The organism is Microbacterium sp. zg.B48, assembly GCF_024623505.1.
GTDB lineage: Bacteria > Actinomycetota > Actinomycetes > Actinomycetales > Microbacteriaceae > Microbacterium.
In genome coordinates this window covers 24,609-48,290 of sequence record NZ_JANJFE010000010.1, presented here as the reverse complement: position 1 = coordinate 48,290, position 23,682 = coordinate 24,609, and the positions used below count along the sequence as shown (strand labels likewise).

Here is a 23,682-nt window from a genome sequence, read left to right as displayed (position 1 = left end):
GCGTGCATGGAGCATCCCGCGCCGAGGGTCATTCATGTTCGGCAGGGCAGAGTTGAGCCATCCGGCTCATGGCTGTACGTGTGGGTCGATGTCGATGCCAGTTCGGTGGAGTACATCGGCGGAACCGGATTCGATCCCGAACTGCGCGCGTACCTGCACGTCTCGAGCCATGATCACGAGGTTGGCCGGGTAAGAGCGATCGTTCCAAGCGCGACCGAGCGAGACTTCGACGTGCTGGCGTTCGGATTGCCCGACGCGGTGTCCCGTCCTGACGCGAAGGTCGCGCTGATGGACCGCCTCGCAGGACGGAGCGGAACGGCGGATCATCCAGGCTTGGACGACGTGGTTGGCGTAATCGCCGAGGCGGTTGCAGTCCACCTTCGAATGCTCGACAAGTCTGACCGGTAGAAGGTCGTTCGCAAGCCGGTCGCTGCGCGCCCGCGATCAGTGGCCAAGGCGGGACTCGCCAGCGGTCGCGGTCTATTGCGCCGGGCGCTCTTGCCGTCGCGTGACGATCAACCACGAGGCGTAGTTCTCTACGACCCGTCCGCCGAGGTCAGCCACAGCGGCGGCTGCACGCTCCACCTCCTCGGGGGACCAATCGCTGAATGTGGTGAAGAGGCGGTGGACCTGACGTTGATCCAGTTCCATGCTCCATCGATATGTGTGGGTGGACTCTAGTGAGAACAGACCCGCGCGGGTGAGCGCGAGCGCTGCTTCCGCGAGGTCCTCGGCGTTGCCGGGGCGGGGAGGTGCATCCCGCTCCGCCACGATCTGCGCGATCCGCTGACGGAATGGCGTCAAGGTGGCGGCTGGGTCGCCGAAGACGTTCCGCCACACCAGGAGCAGACCGCTCGGACGAAGCCAGCGGTGGACCCTCGGGAGAACGAGGTCCAGATCCATCCAATGGATGGAGGTCGCGGCAACCGCTAGGTCGAAGGATCGGTCGGGCACCCTCACCGTCTCGGCCCGCTCCTGTATGACGGTCGCCGCGGGATAAGCCGTTCTCATGCGTGCGGCGAGCCGCGGCCCCGGTTCCACAGCCGTGACACGCATCCCCGCCGCCAGCAACGGTCCGGTCGCCTGCCCAGTGCCCGCACCGAGATCAACGGCACTGCATCCCGGCTCGAGCACGCCCAGGTCGCGCACCGTATTCCACAACTCCACCGGATACGGCGGCCGGGCTTCCCCGTACACCTCAGCGTGCCCCTCGAAATGCATCCCGTCCGGCATCCCAACAGTCTAGGAATCGAGGTCGCGGCACCCCCACGAGGACGCCCGCAAAGCCGGTGCCTCAGCGGGTGTCCGTTAGCTGGCGACGGGTTCTATCGATTCCAGCGCGACCTCGACGGCGGCAGCTGTGTCTAGAGTGCGCCCCATCGTCCGCGCTTGCTGAAACATCACGGGAGAAGTCTGTTCGATGTCTCGCAGGACCGGCGCGTGAAACGACATTTTGGCGGCGTCGGCATTTCCCTTGCGTTGGCGGATTGTCTCTGCTGCTCCCAGCAGTTTTCCTCCGCGTTCTACGTCGCCGACCGCCACGGCAGTGGCGAAGAAGCCTTCCAGTGCATAAGCGACGCCTTGCTCATGTCCAATCGCTGATGCGACCAGTATCTGCTGTCGGAAGCACTCTTCGGCTTGGTCGAGGTCGCCCGCGAGGATAGCGGCCCATCCACGGGCGTTGAGCATGGAGCCTGTGAGCAAGCTGTCACCGATGCCGCCGCTGTCCGCTAGAAACGCGTCAAGAATTTCGACCGCTCCGGGAAGATTGCCTCGAAGAATATGGGCATGCCCGATCATGATACGAACCCCGGCAGCGACATAGGGATCGTTGAGAGACTCGACGAGGTCGAGCGATTGCTGCAGGTACTCCTCCGCGGCGTCAAAGTCGGGCGGGAAACTGTAGATGTGGATCCACGCGATCCCGGCCAGTGCTTTCGCTTCGCTGCGCCCATCCCCGTGTGCACCGAAGTAGTTGGCGCATTCGGTGAGGGGGCCGATCGACGCTCGATCGGGTTTGCGCCAGACGCCGATTAACACGACCTCCACTCGTGCGAGGGTCCGCGCTCGTTCTGACGCCTCGATACCGTCGTCCAGGACGCGTTGCATCCATGAGCTGACCTCGACGAGACGTCCCGTGATGCCCCAGAACCAGTCGAGTGACCAGACCAGGGTTACTGCGTCGTCCCATCGTCGGCTTTCGAGCAGATACTCGACCGCCGCGGTTAGTTCGTTGTTTTCGTCGACCAGGCGCGATGCCCATGCTTGCTGTTGTGGCCCGATGATCTCTGCGCCGGCAGCGGCGGCCAAGCGGATGTAGAACTCGGCATGGCGATCGCTGTACTGGGCGAATTGGTCAAGGGCGGTGAGGTTGTCGCGTGCGTATTCGCGAACGGTCGCCAACATGGTGAACCACGTGCGGTCTCCTCGGTCGTGCTCCTGGACAAGGCTTCCGTCGATCAGCGCGGTCAGCAGATCCAGGGTGGAGGATTCAGCCTCCTCCCCGTTGATCCACTCGGCGGCGTCAAGGGCGAAGCCGCTGCGGAAGACACCTAGACGCAGCAGCAGGGCATGCTGATCCGGGCGAAGGAGTTCGGCGCTCCAGTCGATCGTGGAGCGGAGCGTTTGCTGCCGCTCAGGCCGGTCCCTTGCGCCCTCGACGAGAAGCGGCAATGTGTGCTGAAGGCGGTCGGCGATTTCCGAGGGGCTCAAGACACGGACGCGTGCCGCCGCAAGTTCTATTGCCAACGGTAGATTGTCAACTGCTTGGCAGATCTTTGCGACGTGGCTGGCGTTCGAGTCGCTGATCTCGAAGTCTGGCTTCACCGCGCGGGCTCGTTCGGCGAACAGCTCGATGGCTGCAGTGCTGGGTAGGCTGCCGAGTGCGAGATTTTGCTCGCCGTCGACCCGGAGGAGCGTCCGGCTCGTCACCAGCACCGATACGGCGGTGTTCGACGCCAGACGAGCGAGTTCTGGAGCGGCGCCAATGACCTGTTCTGCGTTGTCGAGGATCAGCAACATGCGACGATCCCCAAGCGCAGTTTGCAACTGGATGTTTAACGGCGTCTTCCCGCTGTCGACAACGCCGACTGCGGAGGCAACCGCGTCAAGCACAAGAGCCGGGTCGCGTAGCGGAGCGAGGTCAACGAACGCCACACCGTCAAACCTCGGCCCCATTTCGCGCGCCGCGGCGAGAGCCAGCCTCGTCTTGCCCACACCGCCTGGCCCGGTGACGGTGACCAGCCGACGCCCGTCATCGATGAGGAACTGTGTCAAGATCGACAGCTCCGCTTGCCGCCCGATCAAGGGCGTGAGCACCGGTGGCGGCGCTACCAGCGTCGTAGCGCCGGGGGCACGTGCCGGTTCCGGAAGCGCAGACCGGCCGGTTCCCAACTCGAAGCGCTCTGCGAGCAGCGTAGCCACGTCGGAAGTGAGGAGGCGTCGCAACTCTGGTGCCCCGACAAACGTCACGTAGGAAACGCGGTCATCCTCACGGATGCGGTCGAGCAGATCTTCCAACCGCGGATCACGCTGGGCGCTTTCCTTGATGTAGATCAGCATCGGAATCTGCGGTGCGAGGTTGTACTCGTCCTCGAGTCCAGACACGGCTTCGCCGGGTGCGATCCAGCCGTAGGACTCCCAGTAGATGCCGACGAAGACATCACTCTGCTCGAGGTACGCCCTATACAGAGAACGAGGCGGGTGAGGGCGAGCGCCTAACTCAAACATGACCGGTGCGAGCGCGAGCCGTTCGATCGCAGCGCGAGCCGCCCGCCGCTCTTGCGCGAGTTCACGCAACGTCGAACTGACGAAGACCCGCAGACGCTGATCGGGAGTGCGGATGAGGCCCGGCGTGGCCCGATTCATGGGCCACAGTCTGGTACTCGCTGTGGCGACTGTCCAGAGCTGACACAACCGCGCGCGGCGTCATGAGGAGGCTTGACGCCACACCGCCTGACTTCGGCGGCGGCTCGTCGACGAGGACCAAGTGGCTGCTCTGCTCGCGTGTCGGCTGCCCACTGGTTGACGCGAGATACGGCTGCGAAAATGGAGCATGGTCACCGCCCCCACTGCGGAAGACTTTCGCGCATGCATGGCTGAAACCCCGCGAACCGTCGCCACGGCCTTAGGCCCCGTCGAGTACGCCGAACGCGGCGACGGCTCACCGGTTCTCGCTGTCCACGGCACGCTCGGCGGCTGGGATCAAGGATTGGTCAGCGCAGAATTCCTGCGACTGAACGGCTACCGAATCATCGCTCCGAGCAGACCCGGATACCTCGGCACACCACTGAGCACCGGACGCACCTTCCGTGAGCAGGGCGACGCCCTCGCGGCGTTGCTGGACTCGCTCAGCATCGACGACATCATCGTGCTCGGCGTCTCAGGCGGCGGACCCGCCAGCTACGAACTAGCCGCGCGGCATCCAAGTCGCGTTTCCAAGCTCGTGCAGATCGACAGCGTATGTATCCCCGGCCCCCTCCCGAACCGGATGTCGAGCATCGCCGCGCGCGACGCCACAGCGAAGCTGGAACTATGGCTACTCCGCCACGCGACAAGGTGGACGCTTAGCCTGCTACTGCGCGGAGCAGGGACGTACACGAAACGTGAGGCCACCGAGCGCGCCACAGCGCTTGCAGCCACCCCCGGTCGGACGGCCCAGCTGGAGGCGGTGCTCGCCGCGTCGCTCGGTTCCGCCCGGCGCCGGCCCGGCATGCGGAACGACTTCACGGTGTTCGTGCCGGCGCCGCTGGAAAACATCACCTGCCCGACACTCATCGTCCATGGGTGCTATGACAAGATGGCGCCGCCCACTAACGCGCAGTACGCAGACGCACACATCGCCGACTGCGACGTGCACTGGATGGACGGCTCACATGTCGCTTTCGCCGTGGAAGCGGCAGAGACCGCTCCAGCCGTCGTACTCGACTGGCTACGCAACGAGCGCTGACGCCTCAGCTTGGCGAGATTCCGCGTTCCACCAGGTACGCTCACTGCTCGCTGGACGGTCCCTGACCGTACGGGTGCCGGTCGGACCGCGGGCTCGTCTCGCGGATAAGCGCGCACGACGCCGTTAGCCCGTCGACAAACTGCGGAAGTTTGCCTAGTCGATTCGCGGACGTTGCCTGCCCTTGCAACGATTCGGGTGGACCATAGGCTGACGACCATGACTGTTCCCGATAGCGGTCGCCAGCAGCGCAGCGTCTGGCCGACTATCGTCAGCGATCACGCGTACGCGATTCGCGATTGGATGACCGCGCTCGGGTTCATCGAAGATCTGCTGATCCTGGGTAAGGACCCAGACAAAATCCACCACTGTCAGCTGGACTGGCCCGAAGGGGGTCGAGTGCTGCTCTCAAGCACTGGTGAGCGCCCGACGCCGTGCAGGCCAGGCACGAGTTCACTGCATGTTGTGACTGCGACCCCGGACGCAGTCATGGCCCGCGCGCGCATCATCGGAGCGAACGTCGTGAACGAACTGGTCAACCAGACGGATTATCCATCGCGTGAGTTCACGATCTCTGACCCCGACGGCAACCACTGGACATTCGCCACATTCGCGGGATAGCAAGCGTACGGGCGCCCGGGGTACGAGTTCCTAGCCGTTCGGCAGTCGATCCCTCACCGCGGCAGGTGACGAATCAGATGGGATCCTTCTATCGAGCGGGTTTCACGGTTCCCCAGCGCGCGAGAAGAATTCTGGGAAGCCTGTCGAATTCGGTCTGGAGCGTTCGTAGCGATGATGAGAGAGAGGAACTCACCCATGAAACTCACCATCAGCCTGCAGGTGACGCTCGACGGCGTCGCACAAGCGAACGGCGGCAACAACGAGGACTTGGATCCCGGCTTCACCCGCGGGGGCTGGGCGCTTCCGCTCGGCGACGACGAGAGTGTGCAGTACATTCTCGACACGTGGCGACGTCCTGACAGGTTCCTGATGGGCCGCAAGACGTTCGACATGTTCGCGACCTTTTGGGGTGCGCGCAGCGACGACGGCGGATTCGGCGAGGCGATCAGTTCGAAGCCGAAGTACGTGGTGTCGAACACGCTGATCAACCCGGCCTGGGAGCAGTCCACCGTCATCTCGGGCGATGTCGTCGCCGAGATCCGTGAGATCAAGGCGCAGCACGTCGGGGAACTGTTGCTAGTCGGCAGCGTTCGGCTCGCGCGCTGGTTGCTTGACAATGAGCTGGTGGATGAGCTCAACCTCGTCCAGTTCCCGGTGATCGTCGGCGAGGGCGAGCGCCTGTTCCCGCAGGACGGTATCGACATCAGGCTCGAGCTGCTCGACTCGCAGGTGTTCGGCACCGGAGTAATCGGCCTCACCTACCGCGTCGCTGGTCGTCCCGAGTACGCCTGAGGGAGAGGATCCACCCATGCATTATCTGGTCAACGTCATCGACTACCGCAGCGAATCGGGGACCGCTGAGGAGCAGGTCGCGATCGATGTCTTCAACAAAAAGCTGATCGCGGGTGGCTACTGGGTCTTCGCGGCCGGGCTCGCCGACCCGACCACCTCGACCGTGATTGACGGCCGCGGCGACGAGCCGATCTTCACCGATGGCCCGTATGTTGAGGCCAAGGAGTGGGCCGCCGGCTTCTGGATCATCGAAGCCCCCGACCTCGACGTCGCGCTTGCGCTGATGGCCGAGGGCTCGAGGGCCTGCGATCGCCGCCTCGAGGTGCGTCCCTTGCTGGCGCCGCCTGCTTGAGTGACGTCCAGGAGGCCCTGACCCGCGCCCACCGGGAGGAATGGGCGCGGGTCGTGGCGACGCTCGCGAAGCGATTCGGGAGTCTCGATACCGCGGAGGAGGCGGCCGCGGAGGCCTTCGCGACCGCCGCGGAGCGTTGGCCGCGGGTCGGCATCCCGCCCAACCCCGGCGCGTGGCTTACTACGACCGCAACCCGCAAAGCCATCGACCGGATACGTCGCGAGAGCAGCCGCGACGCCCGGCACCGGGAGGCTGAGCTCTTGTACGGCACTAAGACCGAGCCCCTCGGCGCGATCGATGACGACCGACTGCGGCTGGTCTTCATCTGCTGCCACCCGGCGCTTGCGATGGGGGCGCGTGTCGCATTGACGCTCCGGATGGTCGGCGGGCTGACCGTCACCGAGATCGCGAGCGCCTTCCTCGCGCAAGACACCGCGATTGGTGCCCGTATCACGCGCGCCAAGGCGAAGATCGCTGCTGCCGGCATCCCGTATCGCGTGCCCGCTGCTGACGACCTACCGCGCCGCGTCTCGGGAGTTCTGGCGGTGCTCCTACTGATCTTCAACGAGGGGTATCTCGCGACTGGACCTGACACGGCACCGGTTCGCGGGGAATTGACCGCAGAGGCGATCCGACTGACGCGGTTACTGCACCAGTTGCTGCCCGACGACGCCGAGGTGACCGGGATGCTGGGCCTCATGCTGCTCACAGACTCGCGCCGGTCGGCGCGGGTGTCATCGCAAGGCGCCCTGGTCCCCCTGGCCGAGCAGGATCGCCGGCTGTGGGATGCGGCACTGATCTCCGAGGGCCACGCCCTCGTCCGCGAACGGCTTGCCTCCGGCATCCCGCCGGGCCGGTACCAGCTGCTGGCGGCGATCAACGCCGTGCACACTGACGGCGATGCGACTGAGTGGACGCAGGTCGTCGCGCTCTACGACCAGCTGATACGACTCGACGCCTCGCCGATTGTGCGGCTCAATCGCGCCATCGCGGTGAGCGAGCGCGACGGCGCGGAGGCAGGGCTTGCGCTCGTCGACGAGCTCGGGTCCGACCTGGTGGACTACCACGCGTACCACGCCGCTCGCGCCAAACTGCTTCGGCGGCTAGGTCGTGATGCGGCATCCCGCGAGGCGTACGACGCCGCGATCAAGCTCGCTACCAACACGGCCGAGGTCGCGTACCTCAGGGCGCAGCGAGAACAGCGAGACTGACTAAGAGGCGTCCCGCTACCCGGTCGTGTATCGACCGCGCGGGGGACGACTCACGCCACGTTGAGCGGCGGACGCCAGGCGGCGAGCAGCTTGGCTTCGAGTGAGGCTGCTTCCTCGCTTGATGCGCTGGTGACCCACGATAGGTCGCAGCTTCGGATCCATTCCGTGACGATGGCGACTTGCTCGTCCGTCATGACTGTCGGACGACGTCGCGTGTGTTCCCGGGTGAGATTCAGCTCTCGCACCGCTACCCAGGAGCGGACTGTGCTTCGACTGAGGTCCAGGGACGTCCCAAGATGCGTCCCGAGGCGCGACCTGAGGTTCGAAGCCTTCCCTAGATAGACGCAGTCGCCGTCGCGGAACCATGCGTACACCCCGGGGCCGTCAGGAACATCGCCGCGCTGTATGGTGCTTGCCGGTTGCCTTGGCTGAGCGAGTACGACGTTCCACTCCGGGGTAGAAGGGCTCGTCATGTCGCCAGGCTAGCGATCGCACTCGACATCGCTGACACCTCGCTCCTAAGCGGGTCGCTCACGGCAACAACGCCGATACCGCTGACAGGTCTCAGCCGTTGCGACGATTAGGCAAAAGCTCGAACGATCTGGTCCGCGAAAGTGCCGGCAGTGTTCAGGGACATCGAGGTCACCACCACCGCGATCACAGCAAAGATCACGATGCGACCGAGGCTGCTGCGGCGGACGATGGCAGCGGCGAGCACACCGACGGCAGTGAGCACCGCGATCGTCTGGCCGGCGACCACCGCGAAGGCGACGTGCACGAACGTTGCTGTGCCGGGTTCAAAGCCTCGGGGTGTGAGAAGCGCGATCAGCGCGGGCACAACGACGACCCCAAGGACAAGATAGATCCCCGGGGGCAGCTCCCGCTTGCCCTTAACGTTCGGCGCGGCTTCCTGCGTGGCGCTCATGTCGACACCGTACCGCGTCACATTCGGAAGCCCGACGTGTCAGGAGATTGTCGTCATTGGCGCGGTTACGCAGGTCCGCCCTGAAGCGGGTGCCGCAGCGCGCGGGTTAGGTGCTGGCGTGAGTTGTCAGCTCGACTCGGACGAAGGGGAGTTCGTCGCGGGTTAGGACGACAGTAGCTAGGGCAGAGCCGTCGAGTTCGGTTCCGACGGCGAAGACATGCGGATCTGTATCGATCAGGACCGCGGGGCGGTCGATTCCATCGATCCGGAGGATGGCATCGTGTTGCACGCCGGCGGTGGTGATGTCGGGTGCTGGGGGGAGGCTGCCGACCCTGCCGTCGAGTCCTCGTTCTCGCCGGAAGCTGGTGTTCAGCACCTCGGTTGTGTGATCGACGAGCGCCTCGGCGATCGAGGGCCGTTCCGCTGGGTCGCGGTACCAGCTGGTCCTCACGGCCTCCCACAGCATGGGGTAACGCTGCCGCTCGGTCAGTTCGATGAGCCATTTCGGTAGCGGCCACGGCGGGACCTCGTCCAGCGCGCGCTTGACCTCTTCGTCGAGATCCGCCAGGTTGGCAGGGTCAGCCCGATCTGCAGGGTTACGAATCACGATGTACGAAAACCCGACCTGCGCGTTACGCAAGCCGGCGCCGTCCGATCCATTGCCGATCGGGGACGGGCCGAACATTTCGATCGTCGGCTGAGGAGCCAACCCGAACACCGGGACCGGCCACTGCGCGATGCGTTCTCGCTGTGCGTCCATCGGGTCCGGCGAGTCCACACCGAGGACTCCCTCGAACTCATAACGAGCAAATCCCATGCGACAGAGTCTCCTCCACGTCTGCGCCCAAACACCACGGCGACGATCGACGCCTGGATTCTACAGTCGCTCACCAGACTCGGCGACTTTCGAGCGCTGGCTTATCCCCGCGGCGACCAACGGTCTTCCGCGTTGCACCACTCGGCGCGCAAGCGGGTCCGCGTGCGAACTCATCCGCCCGCGCCCCACGCGCTGCGACGCTGATCTGTCGGCTCGTTGAACTGGTTGTTCGGCGTATCCGACGGAGAGTCGGGCCGGCTCCGACGCGTTTCGTATGTCTCTCGCTCCGGCCTGAAGAATCGGCCGAGTCTCTGCCAGAGGGACGCTTTCGCAGTCATCGCAACTCCCGTCGTTCCGACGGAGTCTACGTTGCCCGTCCGTTCAAGGGTCCCCATGCGGAGGTTAGAACCAGAGTTGATTCGCGACCGCCCGCTGTCTTGGCGTGAGAATTGTCAGATGTCGCGACGCAAGGACGGTAGACCTCGGCCGGTCACGCCTGCAACAGAGCAACGCGTGGGCGAGACGCTGAGCGGGCAGGCGAATGCGAAGACCGAACGCATGTCGCTCGGCGATCCACGGCGCAGCCTCCCCTCCAGGCTGGAGACCGACGAGTTCTTCTTGCGACCGATCACGGCCGCAGACGCGCCGCGCGATCATGAGGCGATCATGGAGACGCGGGTTGACCTGCGCACATGGGAGCAGTCCTCCTGGCCCGCCGACGACTTCACCGTCGAGGCGAACCGTAAAGACCTCGCCGATCTCGAACAACGTCACGTGGAGCGGCGCGCGTTCACCTACACGCTGCTCACCCCGGATGGCACCACCTGTCTGGGCTGCGTCTACATCTTCCCCACCACCGCGACCTTCCTCACAAGAGCCACCGTGTCGCCCGTCGCGGGGGAAGCTCAGTGGGCGGAGATCGACGCGGTGGTCTACTTCTGGATCCGACAGTCGCGGATCGCTTCCGCTATGGACGTGCGACTCCTTGCCGCGCTCAGGACCTGGCTGGACGAGACCTGGGCGCTCACACGGACCGTGTTCGTGACCAACGAACGGTTCGCGCAGCAAGTTGATCTCCTCGACTCGGCCGGACTGCAGGTGATGTTCGAGCTGCGCGAACCTGGCAAGCCCGGAACATACCTCGTCTATGGATGAGTAGCCGGTCGCCAGCCGCAAGCGATCGCACTCGACATTCCAACGCCGCCCAGAGGCCGGTCGTGCTTCGGGCGCAACGGCAAGGGTCGTCAGTCCGCTCGAATCAAAGGGATCGTCACCTGGGTCCCGGCAGGACGAAAGTGGCCGGCCAAACGAACAAGCTTGCGGTGAGGTGTCGAGCCGACGTCACGCGACTCGGCGTACTCGACCGTTTCGACGAACAGCTCGAACCCTCGTTCGCCTCGCTCGCGGGAAATCCAGGCGAGGACCTCCTCCACCGAGTCGGCGTCAGAGACTCGTTGCGGGTCGTGCTGCGCCGGCGTTTCAACATCGTCCCCAGTCCAAAAGCACACCCAGTAGACGAATGCGTCCTCCGGCTGCGCTTCGAAGAACGACTCGTCCCGCTCGGATTGCATCTGACCTCCCGGCTCACTCCGACGCTATCGCGCGCGGCTAGAATGGCGCCCTGCCAGCCGCCACGTTCGTAGCGGGGTCGTCCTGCGGGCACGGATGATTCCGGGCGTTCCCCGAGCAAGCGAGCCCATCCGGGCTCCAACCCCCGTTCACACCCCGCCCGTGTCATTTCGGGAGTATTGAGCGAGAGCGGAACCGTCTTTGCGCCTCGGCAGCATCGCGCCATCTATGGCACCGAAGCGGACGTGCCTGCCTGCGTCCACTCAACATCGCCGCCGAGCTCACGCCCGTCGTTCATGGTTGAGTAGCGTGCTCAAGACTGAACGATCAGGCGGCCGTGCGACGCCGATCTGTCTCTCAGAACGAAGCTTCCTGCAGGCCGAAGGACGGGACTAGACAGCCAGCCCCTGGAGGACTAGTTTTCGCGGCATCTGGGAATGATGGGGGCAACCTATGAGCGACGAGGATTGGCTTCTCTGCACCAAGGAAGGAAAGCGCTACGAAGCCAAGTACTTCGCCGACGCCCGCATTCATCTATCTGAGCCTGACGCCCCGATTGGACATCATCGAGAGACGGGCCTTCGTTACGAGAAGCGCGGCCAAGAATGGGTTCAGGTGCGCCCTGAGTTCCACCTGCCGGCCGTGAAAAAATTGCGCAGGGGCGGCGCCTGATGCGCGACAAGTTCCTAAGCCTTCCCATACAGATTGACGGGAAGATCGAGATTGTTGAGCCAGCCAAGGAGGCCGCATCGCCTGACCCGGCAGCCCTGACAGAGGGAGACCTCGCCGTCCTAAAGGACGTACGCGCGGCCGACATCGCCAGCCTCGCCGCACTTCACGCGGGATTGATTTCGCTCGCCTCGGGATCCGTCGATCGGTCGCGAGCTGCAGCGACGGCCACTGTCACCGCCTCCAGCGCGATCGCCACGATCTATGCGGGCCTCCTCGCACTTGTCTACAGTGCTGGCGGAACGGAGCTTCCGAGTCGCGCCCTCATCGCGCCGATATTCTTTGCCCTCGCAATTGCTCTGGCCACCGCGTACATGTCTTACATCACGGCCAGCGGAAGCGTGGCGGACGTCGATGAAGAGGGTGGGTGGGCGCTCAAGGCCTACAACCGCGTTCAGTTCTTTGTCGACTACACGCGCACCATCGTGTTGCGTCGCGTATGGATGCTCCAGGCCGCGGTGATTGCCCTTGCCATCGCCGTCTGCGGTATGGCGTGGCCGTTCGTGTCGCCGGGGTCCACCGACGTAGAGCCCATCACGCCTGCTTCGGTAGTCGTGATGTGGCCAACCCCGGTACCGACTCCGGACAATCCAGAGCAGGCTGCAATCCTCTTCAATGCGCAGGTGGATCAAGCTGTTGCGGATGCAGAATCCCGCGCCGAGGCCACAGACGCCGAAGCCCAAGCTGAAGCTGAAACAGAAGCGCAGCCCAGCTGGATGGATTCTGAGGTCTTCTTCTTCGGCACTGTCGGCGTGGGCCTGCTTCTGATGACCGCGGTTCCGTACTTCACCTGGCTAGCAACGCGTAGCCGCGCGTGGTAAGTAGCCCGCGCCGCAGACTGTGTGCGCCGGGCGGCGAGGATCCCTGTTCGGGCACTGTGCGTTTCTGGGACCTGCTCGCGCCACTTGTTCGACCAACGGGGCTCTACCACGAAGAAAACCCCGCACCGTCGCGTTCCCCGAGTGAGGCGAAGCCGCAGCGCACGCGATACCGGCCGGGTGTGTGCTGGACGGGGAAGCGGTTATCTGGGCGGAGGGACATCTGGAATTCGACGAGCTGCAACGCAGCTAGCGCGGGTAGCCGCGGATGAGTCAGCGGCTAGGCTCGGCGGTATGGGCAGGTTCATTTACGACAGCATGGCGAATTCGGTCGACATCGACGACCGGACGCTGGCACATCTGCGGATCGTGGTGATGAACAAGCTGCGTCGTACCGAGCCGTTCATGTTCGACGTCGTGGTGGGCGACGGCAGTGGTCGTCGCAGCTTCTGGATGCACCCGTCGGTGCCGATCCAGTTCCACTTCTTCGGCAGCCGGAACCCGCGCATCAACCGCGCGTGGATCGAGGACCTGATGCAGGCCGCGAGCGGTCCTAGCGGGCTGACGATCACCCCCGAGCCGGCCGAGGACACCCCGCCCGGGGAGTGATCAGTCCTCAGGCTGAATAGCGACCTCTGAGGTCTCGATCACGCCGGGCGCAGGGGACACCTCGCCGGGGATCATCTCGATGCCGGCGACCGTGAGCTTGTCGATCGAGAGTTCGTCGACGTCGACCTTGCCCACGGTCAGGTGCGGCTCCTCCTCGGTGACGACCTCAACCGGTCCGGTGTCGAAATGCTCGGCGATCAGGGTGATTCCGCCGGAGGAGTTGGCGGAGTTGGCGAGTTCCTCGATCCACGCCCGGCTGAGCTGGGTGGGCTCGGGGTCGTCGAAGACGAAACGCAGCGGGATCGACGGGTGCAGCCAGATCGTGCTCCGGCCGCGCGGCTGGTCGTCAGGATGGCGCCAGCCGACCGTAAAGCTCTCGTTGCGGCGCAGCTTGGTCGCCACGACCACTTTCAGGTGCGCAAGAGCGCGATCGCCGATGTGGATCGGAGTTGCCGACCCGCCGTAGTAGATAGTGCCCACGGACAAACCATAGGCCCTCTGCCGGAAGACCCCGCGGAAGCGACGTTCAACTCCGCAAAGTCATCGCCTACCTGGTGATCCTCCTCGGCATCAGAATGCGTCCACCGAGGTGTCGTGGAATCCACCGAAGGGATAATCGACATCTCCGGTGTCCCGATCGTCGAAAGGAACAGTCTCGACGAGGAACGTCACGGACTGAGAGCCCGTGATCAGGGTGCTGACAGTGCGGTTCCCGACCACGACGAACTCCACGAACCTGCCACCATCGTCCAGTGCCTTCTCGATACGGCGCTGCAGGCCCTCGAAGTCCTGTGTTTGCGCGAGAAGGTAGACGGACTCGCCAACGGTGATGGTCGTTCGCACCATGGTCTTGGCATCGCTCATGCTTAAGAACCCTACGCCCAGCTCGGCCCGCGAGACTCCGGAGCTTGCGCTATCTTGGCCACTGACCTGAGGCGCCCACCAATGAGCCACCGCCGTTGGCCTTTATCCCAGTCTGGGCAGGAGTCTTTCGCGCCGCAGGCCTAGGTGGGATGTCCAGGCAGGTTGTGGAGTCTGCTGAACGGTACGGCTCCGATGGCGGAGTGGTGCCTGTGCTGATTGTAAAGTGCAGCCAGCCGGGGAGCGCGGTGCGTCGTTCGGTCTCTGACGTGTAGAAGTGTGCGTATGCCATCCGCTTCCGTGCAGTCGGGCCGGGCTCACGAGGGATGCAAAGGGAGGGCGCGCTACCCGAAGCGCTGTCGCTCAGCGCAGAAGCGGGGTCAGCAGTTCGGTGACCGCGAGTTCGGTCTGGGCCGTGGACAAGTTGCCGTCGAATCGCAGGATCCGCCAGGTGGTCGCGTCGCAGATGGACACGATCTGGGCGAGCCGCCTCTGTCGGGACGCGTCGTCGGAGGGCGGCGAAAGGTGCTCAGAAAAGGCGCGTCGGCACCAATCAAGGTGATACGCCCTGCCGCGCGCGACGATGTCCGGCAGCCCTGGCACGAGTGAGGCCTCGGAGTAGGTCTTGAGGATTAGCAGCCCGTATTCGTCGTAGTGCTCCACCAGCGCTCGAATCGTCTCAGCTGAGCCGGATCGCAGCGCTGCCTCGCGCTTCGCCGCGATGCGTCCGAGTTCGCGTTCGACTGTTGTGGTCATCAGCACCGGTTTGCTGCCGAACCGGCGGATCACCGTCTGCGAGGTCACGCCGGCGTCCGCGGCGACGTCGTCAAGTCTGATCCGCTCGTATGGGGTGGTGCGCAGGCGCTCGAGCATGCAGTCGATGATCCGCTGACCCGTGAGCTCTGCAGCGTCTGCTCGGGCCGACATCCGGTACTTGCGCTCTTTCATGTTAGTCATGGTAACGTGAAATCATGAAGACCTCCTCCGAACGCTCCGAGCGTGTCGATACCCGCCTCGGCTCCCTCGCCGTTCGTCGCGTCGGCGCGGGCGACATGACCGTGCTGTGGTCATCGATGTTTGTCGACAGCCACACCTGGGACGTCGTGCTGCCCCTGTTACTGGCCGGTGCCCCCGAACGAGAGTTCGTCCTCATCGACCCGCCCGGGCTGGGTCTCAGCGATGCGCTTACACGGCGCAGCAGCATCGCCGAAGCAGCGGATGCCGCGCGGGACGCCCTCGCCGGGCTCGGTGCGACCACCCCTGTCGACTGGGTGGGCAACGCATTCGGTGGGCACATCGGCTATCAGCTCGCGACCGACCCCTCCATCATCCGTAGTTTCGTTGCGATCAGCGCGCCTACTGAGCCGATACCTGCTCACCTCCGGCGCCAGATCGCCGTTCTTCATCCGGTCCTGCGCTGTTTCGGAGCGATCCGACCGGTACGCGCGGCAGTGATTTCGGCGATGTTGACGGATGCCTCGGCCGCGATTCCGGGTATCCGCGACGTGATCGTCGAAAGTCTCAACCGACCCACGCGAGCCAGCATGAGTTACGCGCTGCGCGCGTTCATCATCGATCGAACCGACGTGACCGATCGCCTCTCGGGCATCGGCGTCCCCAGTCTGTTCATCGCATCCGATGACCGGGGAGACTGGAGCCCCGAGGATGCTGTGCGCGCGGCGGCATCCGTGCCGCACGCCAGATCCGTCACAGTCACCCGAGCGCGCACGCTCATTCCGCTCGAGCAGCCCGATGCACTTGCGCAGGCGATCCTCACATTCTGGGCAGCCACCGGCGCGTAGCCGGTGGCGCCCATCGCGCGGTATTCTTTCCGCGCGATGTGGCTCGCCGAGTGCATTGCTCGTCAGGATCGCCTGCGCAACCACCGTGCTGGGGGCCGCCATGAGCGCGCGAGTCCGTCGACTGCTCTTCGCTATAAGCGCGACCTCCGCCGCTCGCTGTCGGCTTGCTTGGGCTCGCGTGGTGCGCGCCCGCCGGCGACCCGACACCATCGCCGAGTCCGACTCGGACAACCGTCGTGATCGACGGCAGCTTCGAGGTGGAGGCGGGCCGGTCTCTTGCCCTACTGTGCGTGGGCGATAAATCCCCGACGGTCGTGTACGACGCGGAACCGGCGCCAGCGGCACCTCTGTGCTCGCGCCCGCCGTCAAGTCGCTCGCGAAGACTACGCGTGTCTGCACGTACGATCGGGCAGGGACAGGCAGGAGCGACCCTCCGCCCGACCGCGCACGCACGGTTGATGACCTTGCCGATGACCTACACACGCTCCTCGACGCGGCGGAGGTCTCTGGACCCTACCTGCTGGTCGGCTCGTCCAGCGGCGGCTTCGACGTGTATCACTACGCCGGCCGCTTTCCCGATGAGGTCGCGGGAATCGTCATGGACGACGTGCCGGCCCCCAAGGCAGACATGCCCGCGACGGAAGTGCCCGCGTGGGACAGCCCCGACAACCCGGAGCACATGGACTATGTACTGTTCGAGCACCAGCTGGCAGTCGACCGTCTGCCAATCCCCGCCATACCGGTCACCGTCCTCTGGGCGACGCACGGGCAGTCGCCGAGCCAGGAAGAACAGGCACTGTGGCTCAAAGGCAGCTCGAAGCCCGTGTCCATCGCCGTGGAGTCGGGTCACGACATCATGGGCGGCAACCCGGCCGCAGTGGCCGATGCGATCGCCGACATGCTCGCCTCGCTACGGGGCTGAGCCCCACGCCCGTTAGATTTTGGTGAGACCGTTCCGGCATGCCCTTCGGCTCTCCCGACGTCCAGGACGGGCGCGCCCAGCGCGCGGAACCCGGTCGATGAACGGGCGGTCTGCCCGCGGGCGCGCTCCCGCGCGCGGCGCCGCGCGCGTAGGGTGATCGCCATGAGCGAAGACGGGTGGCGTGCGTTCCTCACCGGCGAAGGCGTCGATGACTGGGTGATTCTTCATGGTGGCCCGACCGCCGTGTTCAAGGTGGGCTCGCTCCAGGAGGCTGCGCGGCTGGCGGCGGCCGTGGCGGAGATCCCAGGGCTCGGCCCGCGCACGTTGCTGACAGCGGTCTCGGACCGTCTCACGGTAAAGCTGACTCGCGAGATGTGGGGAACCGAACGGTCGCACCTTGATGTGGCTAGGAAGATCTCGACCATCGCCCGCGACCACGGTGCGGTCGCCGACACGGCCCGGGTACAGGAGGTGCAGGTTGCTGTCGCAGCAATGCCCGACGCGATCGATCTGCCGTTCTGGCGAGCGGTGCTGGGATACGCGCCGTTGCACGAGGACAACTGCATCGATCCGCTCGGTCAGGGATCAACGGTATGGATGCAGGAGTTGGACCCTTCGAAGCCCCTCACTCACGCCATGCACATCGACGTCTCGCTGGCCAAGGAGCACATCGAGGCTCGCGTCGCCGCGGCAGTGGCCGCGGGGGGCCGGGTGGTTGAATCCGTCGAGGCGCCCAGCGGATGGATCCTCGCCGACCGGTCGGGAAACAAGGTGTGCCTGGCAGCCTGGCCAGACGGCGCGGAACCCGCCAGCCCCGAGCAAGCCGCATAAAGTCCACAGCGGCGCAACCAGATAGAGGGCGCGGGACTTCGAAACTAATTATGCGACCGATTGCCGGTCCGTCAGTGAGACAGTCCGAGTCGCGCAAGCGGATCGCTGAGCGATCGTGCGTCGACCCCGCCACGAAGCCTCGCCAGATCGCTCACAGCCGACATCTCCACGCCCAGCCTCCGATTCCCGGGCGGTGAGTGCCGTAGCAATGGGTATTTGTCTTCCCCCCAACGAGGCTTCGTGCGGGAAATCAGGAGATAGTCTGAGCCGCTATGAAAGTGGTCCAGCGGGAAATCAGTTACGTCCGGTTCGAGCATGTCGCCCCGGACGAAACTTGGGCTGAGATCGCGAAACTCTTCATCTCAATCTTCGCGGCCCCTCCTTACAACGAATCGCCAGACGAACTCCAAAGCATCGACCAATGGGGCCCCGACCAACTCGCCAGTGCTGGTGGGCGACTTGTCGCGGCGGGCCACGATGGGCACGTGATCGGCTTCGCGTTATCTCAGAGGCTTGACCAGGACAGCTCCTGGCAGCGACGACTAGACGCAATGCGGCCAGCGCTGGACGCGGCAATCACACCATCGCGAACCGTGATTGTGCAGGAACTTGCTGTCGACGAAAGCTTTCGAGGCCGTGGGATAGCCAAACAGTGCGTCCGTGAACTCCTCTCGAACCGAACTGAGCACGATGCCGTCCTGGGTGTTTTTGGCCAAGCTGCACAGGCACGAGAGATGTATAGACATTGGGGTTTTTCTGAGCTCGGGACCGCCCTCATTTACGGCGGAGCCGTGACCCTGCATGCCTTGCATCACAAACTTCCCTGGACGGTCTGACCATCGGACACCAGACCGAGTAGGAGCCCGCAACCGGTCCCTAGGCGGGCGACAAGGGCATGCTCAGAACCCGCCGCACTGTTCCGTCGTTGCCTCGATCCTCGTCTTCCCGGTGCATCCCGATCTTCTCCGCCACCCGAATCGACGCGCGATTGTCGGGGTGGACGATCGCGATGACTTCTTCGGCTCCGAGTCGGTCCCTCGCGAAGTCGCGGCACGCGGCGGCCGCCTCTGTCGCGAGTCCCAGCCCTTGCCAGCGGGGCAGGACGTGGTAGCCGATCTCCAGGCGCTTGACTCCGTTGACGTCCTGCCAAGTGAGGCCACAATCCCCGACGAACTCCCCATCACTTGTCTCGATGATCCAGAGCCCGTGTCCGTCCCGGACATAGTTCTTCAGGTTCCAGTCGATCCACGACGCCGCCTGCTCACGCGTCTTCGGGGCGGGATAGAACCGCATGACATCGGCGTCTCCGAGAAGGCCGGCCATCGCGGGCAGAGCGGCTGGAGCCATCTCGCGAAAGCGCAGGCGCGGAGTGTTCGGCGGAAGCATCCGTCGACCATAGCGAAACCCCCGCCCAACTCGTCATCGGGTGGCACATGGAGAACGGGACCGCCCGCGCACCAGGCCGGCGCAGGCTGCCGGACCGTTCGCCGGCGCGCGGATGTCGGTCCCCACGCGAGCGATGTGGGATCGGCGTCGTCCGCTTCGAGCAGGTTGCCCGAGTATGGACACTGTGGCGACGCGACTGCGCCGGGCACCCGGGCGTAGACGGGCTGGTCCATCACAGCGACGCTGGCTCGCAATTCACGAGCGTGTCGTTCGCCGAAACACTCGCCCTCGAGGGCATCGCCGCGTCGATCGGATCGATCGGCGACGCGTACGACAACGCCCTCGCCATCGACGGCGTCGAATGGGTCACCGCAGGCTGGGTCGATTGGTGCAACGCCAGGCGGCTGCACTCGACCATCGGCAACGTCCCGCCCGACGAGTTCGAGGCCGTCTACTACGCTGACCTCGAAACCCCATCCCACCCGGTGATGGAACCCGCACAGGAGCGGCCAAGAACCGGGGACGGTTCAGTGTGGTGAGCACATAGTTTGGTTGCATGTCGCAGAGCGGGGGCAATGGTGTCGCAGCTGCTGGGTAGGGAGCGGGAGCGCCATATCGTCGAGCAGCTGCTGGTCGCGGTGCAGGCCGGGCGCAGCAGGGCGCTGGTGGTGCGCGGCGCGGCGGGCATAGGCAAGACGGCGCTGCTGGAACACCTGCGCGATGCGGCGATCGCCTCCCGCTTCCGGGTCGAGACCTCGACGGGTGTCGAGGCCGAGATGCAGTTCGCCTTCGCCGGACTCCACCAGTTCTGCGCCCCTTTCCTGGATCGCCTCGCAGCTCTGCCCGAGCCTCAGCAGCGGGCTCTCGGCACTGCCCTGGGGAGTCGAAACGGCCCCGCACCCGACAAGTTCCTGATCGGCCTCGCCACCCTCAACCTCGTCGCCGAAGCCGCCGAGCATGGGCCGCTGCTGTGCGTGGTCGACGACGTGCAGTGGCTCGACGAGGCATCGGCTGAGATCATCGCCTTCGTCGCTCGGCGCATCGACGCCGAGCGCCTGGCGATCGTGTTCGGCCTGCGCAATGCCGACGGCGGAGGCCAACCGGGCGCCTTCTCGCACCTCCCGGAGTTGCAGCTGACCGGACTCGACCACACCGCCGCGCGGACATTGCTGAGCACCGCGTTCCGAGCGCCCGTCGACGAGGCCGTGCGCGAGCTGATCATCGCCGAAGCGCGCGGCAACCCTCTCGCCCTCCTGGAACTGCCGGCACACGTTCCGGCGGCACGGCTCGCGGGCGGCTTCGACCTCCCGCACCTGCCGGATGTCCAGGAACGGGTCGAACGCGGGTTTCTGAGCCGCTACCGCGAACTCCCCGCGGCGACGCAGCTCCTGCTGCTCGCGGCGGCAGCCGATCCCACCGGCGATCCCGAGCTGCTGCACCGCGTCGCCGCAGAGCTCGGCGTCTCGGCGGAATCCTCCGCGCCGGCGGAGATGGCCGGATTGATCGACCTGGGAACGAAGGTGCGGTTTCGCCACCCACTCGTGCGCTCGGTCGTGTACCGGTCGGCCGACGCACCGAATCGCCGCCGCGTCCACGGCGCATTGGCGGCCGTCATCGATGCAGCGCATGATCCCGACCGGCGCGCGTGGCACCGCGCTCACGCCGTGAGTGGGGCCGACGAAGCGGTCGCCGCAGAGTTGGAGCGCTTGGCCGGGCGGGCGCGCTCTCGCGGCGGGTACGCCGCGGCCGGCGCGTTCCTGCGGCGGTCGGCAGAACTCACCCCGGGCGTCGCCGACCAGACCCGTCGCGCCCTCGACGCGGCGCACGCGCTGCACACGGCGGGGGAGTCCGAGACGGCCGTGGAGCTGCTTGCGATCGCAGAGCGTGGCGCACCCGACCCGCTTCAACGCGCACGCGCCGCACTTCTTCGTGCCCAGATCGCCTTCCACCGCACGCGCGGAACGGACGTGCCGCAGATGCTGCTCGACGCCGCGGCGACCCTGGCACCATTCGACCCGCTGCTGTCACGCGAGACCACTCTGCACGCGCTCGACGCGGCGATCGTCGGTGGAAGCCCCGACATCGTGGACATCGCTCGCACAGCGCTCGCCGCGGTCCGGGCCGAGCGTCCTCGGCCGGTCGACCTGCTCCTTGACGGACTCGCCGTGACGGTGGTGCACGGGTACACGGCGGGGGTTCCGGCCGTGCGTGTGGCGCTCGATGCGATCACGGCGGCGACGCGCCCGGAGGCGGTGCGCGAGGAGGGCAGCGAACCGTGGCTGTGGGTCGCCGGACGCGTCGCCGTCGGCATCCTCGACGACGAGCGCGCGCACGAGATCGCCGACCGCAATGTGCGCGCGGCTCGCACCACGGGGGCCCTGGCAGCGCTCCCGAGAGCGCTCAACCTGCACGCCAACATCCTTACGATCAGCGGCGAGCTCACGCGGGCAGGCGAGCTCGTCGCCGAGGCGGAGTCACTCACCGAGTCGATGGGCGTCGCTCCGCTGCGCCACGCCCGGGCCATGCTCGCGGCCTGGCGTGGCGACCGCCCAACGGTCGAGCGGTCGAACAGCCTCGCCCTCACGGCCGACGGGAACCTCGTCGGGAGCGCGCAGAGCGCGTTCGCGCACTATGCGAGCGCCATTCTTCACAACGGTCTCGGCGCGTACTCGACCGCGCTTGATGCGGCAACCGCGACATGCGAGTCGGCTGAACTCTCGCTCAGCACTCTGGGCCTGCCGGAAGTGATCGAGGCATCCGTTCGCACCGGTGACACAGACACCGCACTGCGGGCGCTCGAACGACTCAGCGCGCGCGTGAGAGCCAGCGACACGCCTTGGGCGCGAGGCCTGGAGGCGCGATCCCGCGCGCTGACGAGCAGCGGACCGGCCGCAGAGGAGGGGTATCGCGAAGCCATCAGGCAGCTCAGCACCTCCAAGATCGCCGTCGAGACGGCCCGTGCCCATCTGCTCTACGGCGAATGGCTGCGCCGCGAAGGACGCCGTCACGACGCACGCCAAGCCCTGCGCAGTGCCTATGAGTCGCTGTCGGAGATGGGCGCCGCTGCCTTCGCCCAACGGGCCGCGCGCGAACTGCACGCCACCGGTGAGCGCGCGAGACAGCGCTCCGCCGCGCAGAGCGACGGCCTCACGGCGCAAGAACTGCAGATCGCTCGGCTGGTGGCGGCCGGTGCGACATCACGAGAGGTGGGCACGCAGCTGTTCTTGAGCCCGCGCACGATCGAGGCCCACCTGCGAAACATCTTTCGCAAGCTCGGCATCACCTCGCGCAGGCAGCTCCGAGACCTCCGCCTCGACGCGCGGGGGTGACGATCCTCACGATGCTGGAGAAACCTGCGCGGTCGCCGACGACGCTTGACCCGATTCCGGCAACATAGGTTCTTCGTTCTTTGCGGCTGCTCGCCCGAGCAGTCACAGAAAGAAAGACGCAGAGCATGCTGTCCCCACGACGAGACCCGTCCGTCCGCCGCGGTGCCGTGCCCGGCCACAAACGGCGCGCCTCCGTCGATCGGGCTGTTCAAGAACGAAGCGATCCGCGACGGCTCACCCTTCCGATCCGGGCCGTTGCGCACGATCGACGACGTCGAGTGGGTCACCGCCGGATGGGTCGGTGAGCGGGCGGTTGAACGAGTTGCACGCCCCCTGACCGATGTTGGGGTGAGAATTGACGCATGTCACGACGCAAGGACGGGAGACCTCGGTCGCGGACGCCAGCGGCGAACCCATCCACCAGCGGGGTAACGACGGAACCGGCGACCGTGAAGGGTGAACGCCTGTCGTTGGGTGATCCGGAGCGCAGCATTCCGGGCGAGCTGAAGACCGGCGAGTTCTCCCTGCGGCCCATCCTGGCTACGGACGCGGCGCGTGATTTTGAAGCCGTTATGGAGACGCGGGTTGATCTGCGCGTGTGGGAGCAGTCTTCCTGGCCAGCCGACGATTTCACTGTCGAGGCGAATCGCCAAGACCTCGCGGATCTCGAGCGACGACACGTAGACCGGCGTGCATTCACCTACACCGTGCTCGACCCGGGCGGCACCGAGTGCCTCGGTTGCGTCTACATCTTCCCGACAACCGCGACGTTCCTCACGAAAGCCGCAGTGACTTCCGTGCTCGAGGGCGCCCAATGGGCGGAGATCGACGCTGTCGTCTACTTCTGGGTCCGCGAGTCGCGGATCTCCTCAGATATGGATGTCCGACTTCTTGCCGCGATCAGGTCGTGGATGGATGAGGACTGGTCGCTCGCGCGGAGCGTGTTCGTTACCAACGAACAGTTCGAGCGACAGGTCCAACTGCTCGAGCTTGCGGGACTGCAGGTGAACTTCGAGCTGCGTGAGCCGGGCAAGCCCGGCAATTACCTCGTCTACGGATGAGCTGTCCTTCGCAGTCCTCGCCTGGAGCAACTCGACCCACCCGCGGACGCGGCCCGAGAGACGGTCCTCCTCGGGGCGTTCCACGCATCGATTAAGTCCGGA

25 protein-coding genes and 2 pseudogenes are annotated in these 23,682 nt (G+C 65.5%); 17 read left to right on the top strand and 10 right to left on the bottom strand.

Features of this window, described 5'->3' with window-relative positions:
* Positions 1-6: 6 nt before the first annotated feature.
* Positions 7-408: a hypothetical protein gene (locus NQ152_RS07490; RefSeq protein WP_257523544.1), complete on the top strand. Its 402-nt coding sequence runs from the start codon at positions 7-9 to the stop codon at positions 406-408.
* A 72-nt stretch (positions 409-480) separates the two neighbouring features.
* Here NQ152_RS07490 and NQ152_RS07485 read toward each other — a convergent pair whose 3' ends face one another.
* Positions 481-1,233, bottom strand: a complete 753-nt coding sequence (locus tag NQ152_RS07485) for a trans-aconitate 2-methyltransferase (RefSeq protein WP_257523543.1) — start codon at positions 1,231-1,233, stop codon at positions 481-483.
* 75 nt (positions 1,234-1,308) lie between these two features.
* Positions 1,309-3,867 (bottom strand): DUF4062 domain-containing protein, encoded by a 2,559-nt coding sequence (locus NQ152_RS07480; protein WP_257523542.1) that lies wholly within the window; start codon positions 3,865-3,867, stop codon positions 1,309-1,311.
* A 226-nt stretch (positions 3,868-4,093) separates the two neighbouring features.
* Between NQ152_RS07480 and NQ152_RS07475 the strand changes: the two genes are divergently transcribed.
* From NQ152_RS07475 to NQ152_RS07455, 5 genes are all read left to right on the top strand, one after another.
* Entirely contained in the window at positions 4,094-4,948 is an 855-nt protein-coding gene (locus NQ152_RS07475; protein ID WP_257501723.1) for an alpha/beta fold hydrolase, read from the top strand.
* Positions 4,949-5,164: 216 nt separating this feature from the next.
* Entirely contained in the window at positions 5,165-5,566 is a 402-nt protein-coding gene (locus NQ152_RS07470; RefSeq protein WP_257523541.1) for a glyoxalase, read from the top strand.
* A gap of 195 nt (positions 5,567-5,761) precedes the next feature.
* Complete coding sequence (locus tag NQ152_RS07465; RefSeq protein WP_257523540.1) at positions 5,762-6,358, top strand: dihydrofolate reductase family protein; 597 nt, start codon at positions 5,762-5,764, stop codon at positions 6,356-6,358.
* A 16-nt stretch (positions 6,359-6,374) separates the two neighbouring features.
* Positions 6,375-6,710 carry a YciI family protein gene (locus NQ152_RS07460; RefSeq protein WP_257501720.1) on the top strand — a complete coding sequence of 112 codons (336 nt, stop codon included), beginning with the start codon at positions 6,375-6,377 and terminating at the stop codon, positions 6,708-6,710.
* Entirely contained in the window at positions 6,707-7,921 is a 1,215-nt protein-coding gene (locus NQ152_RS07455) for an RNA polymerase sigma factor (protein ID WP_257523539.1), read from the top strand. The genes NQ152_RS07460 and NQ152_RS07455 overlap by 4 nt, the downstream gene beginning before the upstream one ends.
* A gap of 50 nt (positions 7,922-7,971) precedes the next feature.
* On the opposite strand, the gene NQ152_RS17350 is transcribed toward NQ152_RS07455, so the two are convergent.
* The 3 genes from NQ152_RS17350 to NQ152_RS07445 form a co-directional block, all read right to left on the bottom strand.
* Positions 7,972-8,394: a GIY-YIG nuclease family protein gene (locus tag NQ152_RS17350; protein WP_374113575.1), complete on the bottom strand. Its 423-nt coding sequence runs from the start codon at positions 8,392-8,394 to the stop codon at positions 7,972-7,974.
* Between the two features lie 107 nt (positions 8,395-8,501).
* Entirely contained in the window at positions 8,502-8,846 is a 345-nt protein-coding gene (locus NQ152_RS07450) for a hypothetical protein (RefSeq protein ID WP_257501718.1), read from the bottom strand.
* Between the two features lie 106 nt (positions 8,847-8,952).
* On the bottom strand, positions 8,953-9,624 hold the full coding sequence (locus tag NQ152_RS07445) for a hypothetical protein (protein ID WP_257523538.1): 672 nt from the start codon (positions 9,622-9,624) through the stop codon (positions 8,953-8,955).
* Between the two features lie 552 nt (positions 9,625-10,176).
* Here NQ152_RS07445 and NQ152_RS07440 point away from each other — a divergent pair.
* On the top strand, positions 10,177-10,818 hold the full coding sequence (locus NQ152_RS07440) for an N-acetyltransferase (RefSeq protein ID WP_257523537.1): 642 nt from the start codon (positions 10,177-10,179) through the stop codon (positions 10,816-10,818).
* A gap of 89 nt (positions 10,819-10,907) precedes the next feature.
* Here NQ152_RS07440 and NQ152_RS07435 read toward each other — a convergent pair whose 3' ends face one another.
* Positions 10,908-11,234, bottom strand: a complete 327-nt coding sequence (locus tag NQ152_RS07435; RefSeq protein ID WP_257523536.1) for a hypothetical protein — start codon at positions 11,232-11,234, stop codon at positions 10,908-10,910.
* A gap of 451 nt (positions 11,235-11,685) precedes the next feature.
* Between NQ152_RS07435 and NQ152_RS07430 the strand changes: the two genes are divergently transcribed.
* The 3 genes from NQ152_RS07430 (at position 11,686) to NQ152_RS07420 (ending at position 13,388) form a co-directional block, all read left to right on the top strand.
* The gene (locus NQ152_RS07430; RefSeq protein WP_257523535.1) at positions 11,686-11,904 is read left to right on the top strand and encodes a hypothetical protein; all 219 of its coding nucleotides are present in this window, start codon (positions 11,686-11,688) and stop codon (positions 11,902-11,904) included.
* Positions 11,904-12,782, top strand: a complete 879-nt coding sequence (locus tag NQ152_RS07425) for a hypothetical protein (protein WP_257523534.1) — start codon at positions 11,904-11,906, stop codon at positions 12,780-12,782. Before NQ152_RS07430 ends, NQ152_RS07425 begins: the two co-directional genes overlap by 1 nt.
* Before the next feature lie 291 nt (positions 12,783-13,073).
* Positions 13,074-13,388: an ATP-dependent DNA ligase gene (locus NQ152_RS07420; protein WP_257523533.1), complete on the top strand. Its 315-nt coding sequence runs from the start codon at positions 13,074-13,076 to the stop codon at positions 13,386-13,388.
* 177 nt (positions 13,389-13,565) lie between these two features.
* Here the strand turns inward: NQ152_RS07420 and NQ152_RS07415 are convergent.
* The 3 genes and pseudogenes from NQ152_RS07415 to NQ152_RS07400 form a co-directional block, all read right to left on the bottom strand.
* A pseudogene (locus NQ152_RS07415) lies at positions 13,566-13,868 on the bottom strand (hypothetical protein); the annotation flags it as partial.
* A gap of 90 nt (positions 13,869-13,958) precedes the next feature.
* The gene (locus NQ152_RS07410) at positions 13,959-14,252 is read right to left on the bottom strand and encodes a hypothetical protein (RefSeq protein ID WP_257523532.1); all 294 of its coding nucleotides are present in this window, start codon (positions 14,250-14,252) and stop codon (positions 13,959-13,961) included.
* 360 nt (positions 14,253-14,612) lie between these two features.
* Entirely contained in the window at positions 14,613-15,197 is a 585-nt protein-coding gene (locus NQ152_RS07400; RefSeq protein ID WP_257501713.1) for a TetR/AcrR family transcriptional regulator, read from the bottom strand.
* A gap of 23 nt (positions 15,198-15,220) precedes the next feature.
* Between NQ152_RS07400 and NQ152_RS07395 the strand changes: the two genes are divergently transcribed.
* From NQ152_RS07395 to NQ152_RS07380, 4 genes are all read left to right on the top strand, one after another.
* Positions 15,221-16,051: an alpha/beta fold hydrolase gene (locus NQ152_RS07395; RefSeq protein ID WP_257501712.1), complete on the top strand. Its 831-nt coding sequence runs from the start codon at positions 15,221-15,223 to the stop codon at positions 16,049-16,051.
* A gap of 349 nt (positions 16,052-16,400) precedes the next feature.
* Positions 16,401-16,973, top strand: a complete 573-nt coding sequence (locus NQ152_RS07390; RefSeq protein WP_257523531.1) for an alpha/beta hydrolase — start codon at positions 16,401-16,403, stop codon at positions 16,971-16,973.
* A 162-nt stretch (positions 16,974-17,135) separates the two neighbouring features.
* Positions 17,136-17,804 carry a VOC family protein gene (locus NQ152_RS07385; protein ID WP_257496085.1) on the top strand — a complete coding sequence of 223 codons (669 nt, stop codon included), beginning with the start codon at positions 17,136-17,138 and terminating at the stop codon, positions 17,802-17,804.
* Between the two features lie 272 nt (positions 17,805-18,076).
* Positions 18,077-18,640: a GNAT family N-acetyltransferase gene (locus tag NQ152_RS07380; RefSeq protein ID WP_257501710.1), complete on the top strand. Its 564-nt coding sequence runs from the start codon at positions 18,077-18,079 to the stop codon at positions 18,638-18,640.
* A 40-nt stretch (positions 18,641-18,680) separates the two neighbouring features.
* On the opposite strand, the gene NQ152_RS07375 is transcribed toward NQ152_RS07380, so the two are convergent.
* Positions 18,681-19,190: a GNAT family N-acetyltransferase gene (locus NQ152_RS07375; RefSeq protein ID WP_257523530.1), complete on the bottom strand. Its 510-nt coding sequence runs from the start codon at positions 19,188-19,190 to the stop codon at positions 18,681-18,683.
* A gap of 182 nt (positions 19,191-19,372) precedes the next feature.
* On the opposite strand from NQ152_RS07375, the pseudogene NQ152_RS07370 reads away from it, so the two are divergent.
* The 3 genes and pseudogenes from NQ152_RS07370 to NQ152_RS07360 all read left to right on the top strand — a co-directional run.
* A pseudogene (locus NQ152_RS07370) lies at positions 19,373-19,729 on the top strand (hypothetical protein); the annotation flags it as partial.
* A gap of 36 nt (positions 19,730-19,765) precedes the next feature.
* Positions 19,766-22,519 (top strand): AAA family ATPase, encoded by a 2,754-nt coding sequence (locus NQ152_RS07365; RefSeq protein WP_257523529.1) that lies wholly within the window; start codon positions 19,766-19,768, stop codon positions 22,517-22,519.
* A 449-nt stretch (positions 22,520-22,968) separates the two neighbouring features.
* The gene (locus NQ152_RS07360) at positions 22,969-23,580 is read left to right on the top strand and encodes an N-acetyltransferase (protein ID WP_257523528.1); all 612 of its coding nucleotides are present in this window, start codon (positions 22,969-22,971) and stop codon (positions 23,578-23,580) included.
* The last annotated feature ends 102 nt before the right edge of the window (positions 23,581-23,682 follow it).

Coding starts and splice junctions, on each gene's coding strand:
- NQ152_RS07365 (WP_257523529.1), top strand. CDS start 19,766: ATGGTGTCGCAGCTGCTGGGTAGGGAGCGGGAGCGCCATATCGTCGAG.
- NQ152_RS07430 (WP_257523535.1), top strand. CDS start 11,686: ATGAGCGACGAGGATTGGCTTCTCTGCACCAAGGAAGGAAAGCGCTAC.
- NQ152_RS07420 (WP_257523533.1), top strand. CDS start 13,074: ATGGGCAGGTTCATTTACGACAGCATGGCGAATTCGGTCGACATCGAC.
- NQ152_RS07490 (WP_257523544.1), top strand. CDS start 7: ATGGAGCATCCCGCGCCGAGGGTCATTCATGTTCGGCAGGGCAGAGTT.
- NQ152_RS07380 (WP_257501710.1), top strand. CDS start 18,077: ATGAAAGTGGTCCAGCGGGAAATCAGTTACGTCCGGTTCGAGCATGTC.
- NQ152_RS07410 (WP_257523532.1), bottom strand. CDS start 14,252: ATGAGCGATGCCAAGACCATGGTGCGAACGACCATCACCGTTGGCGAG.
- NQ152_RS07375 (WP_257523530.1), bottom strand. CDS start 19,190: ATGCTTCCGCCGAACACTCCGCGCCTGCGCTTTCGCGAGATGGCTCCA.
- NQ152_RS07425 (WP_257523534.1), top strand. CDS start 11,904: ATGCGCGACAAGTTCCTAAGCCTTCCCATACAGATTGACGGGAAGATC.
- NQ152_RS07465 (WP_257523540.1), top strand. CDS start 5,762: ATGAAACTCACCATCAGCCTGCAGGTGACGCTCGACGGCGTCGCACAA.
- NQ152_RS07485 (WP_257523543.1), bottom strand. CDS start 1,233: ATGCCGGACGGGATGCATTTCGAGGGGCACGCTGAGGTGTACGGGGAA.
- NQ152_RS17350 (WP_374113575.1), bottom strand. CDS start 8,394: ATGACGAGCCCTTCTACCCCGGAGTGGAACGTCGTACTCGCTCAGCCA.
- NQ152_RS07400 (WP_257501713.1), bottom strand. CDS start 15,197: ATGAAAGAGCGCAAGTACCGGATGTCGGCCCGAGCAGACGCTGCAGAG.
- NQ152_RS07480 (WP_257523542.1), bottom strand. CDS start 3,867: ATGAATCGGGCCACGCCGGGCCTCATCCGCACTCCCGATCAGCGTCTG.
- NQ152_RS07475 (WP_257501723.1), top strand. CDS start 4,094: ATGGCTGAAACCCCGCGAACCGTCGCCACGGCCTTAGGCCCCGTCGAG.
- NQ152_RS07460 (WP_257501720.1), top strand. CDS start 6,375: ATGCATTATCTGGTCAACGTCATCGACTACCGCAGCGAATCGGGGACC.
- NQ152_RS07435 (WP_257523536.1), bottom strand. CDS start 11,234: ATGCAATCCGAGCGGGACGAGTCGTTCTTCGAAGCGCAGCCGGAGGAC.
- NQ152_RS07385 (WP_257496085.1), top strand. CDS start 17,136: ATGAGCGAAGACGGGTGGCGTGCGTTCCTCACCGGCGAAGGCGTCGAT.
- NQ152_RS07470 (WP_257523541.1), top strand. CDS start 5,165: ATGACTGTTCCCGATAGCGGTCGCCAGCAGCGCAGCGTCTGGCCGACT.
- NQ152_RS07450 (WP_257501718.1), bottom strand. CDS start 8,846: ATGAGCGCCACGCAGGAAGCCGCGCCGAACGTTAAGGGCAAGCGGGAG.
- NQ152_RS07395 (WP_257501712.1), top strand. CDS start 15,221: ATGAAGACCTCCTCCGAACGCTCCGAGCGTGTCGATACCCGCCTCGGC.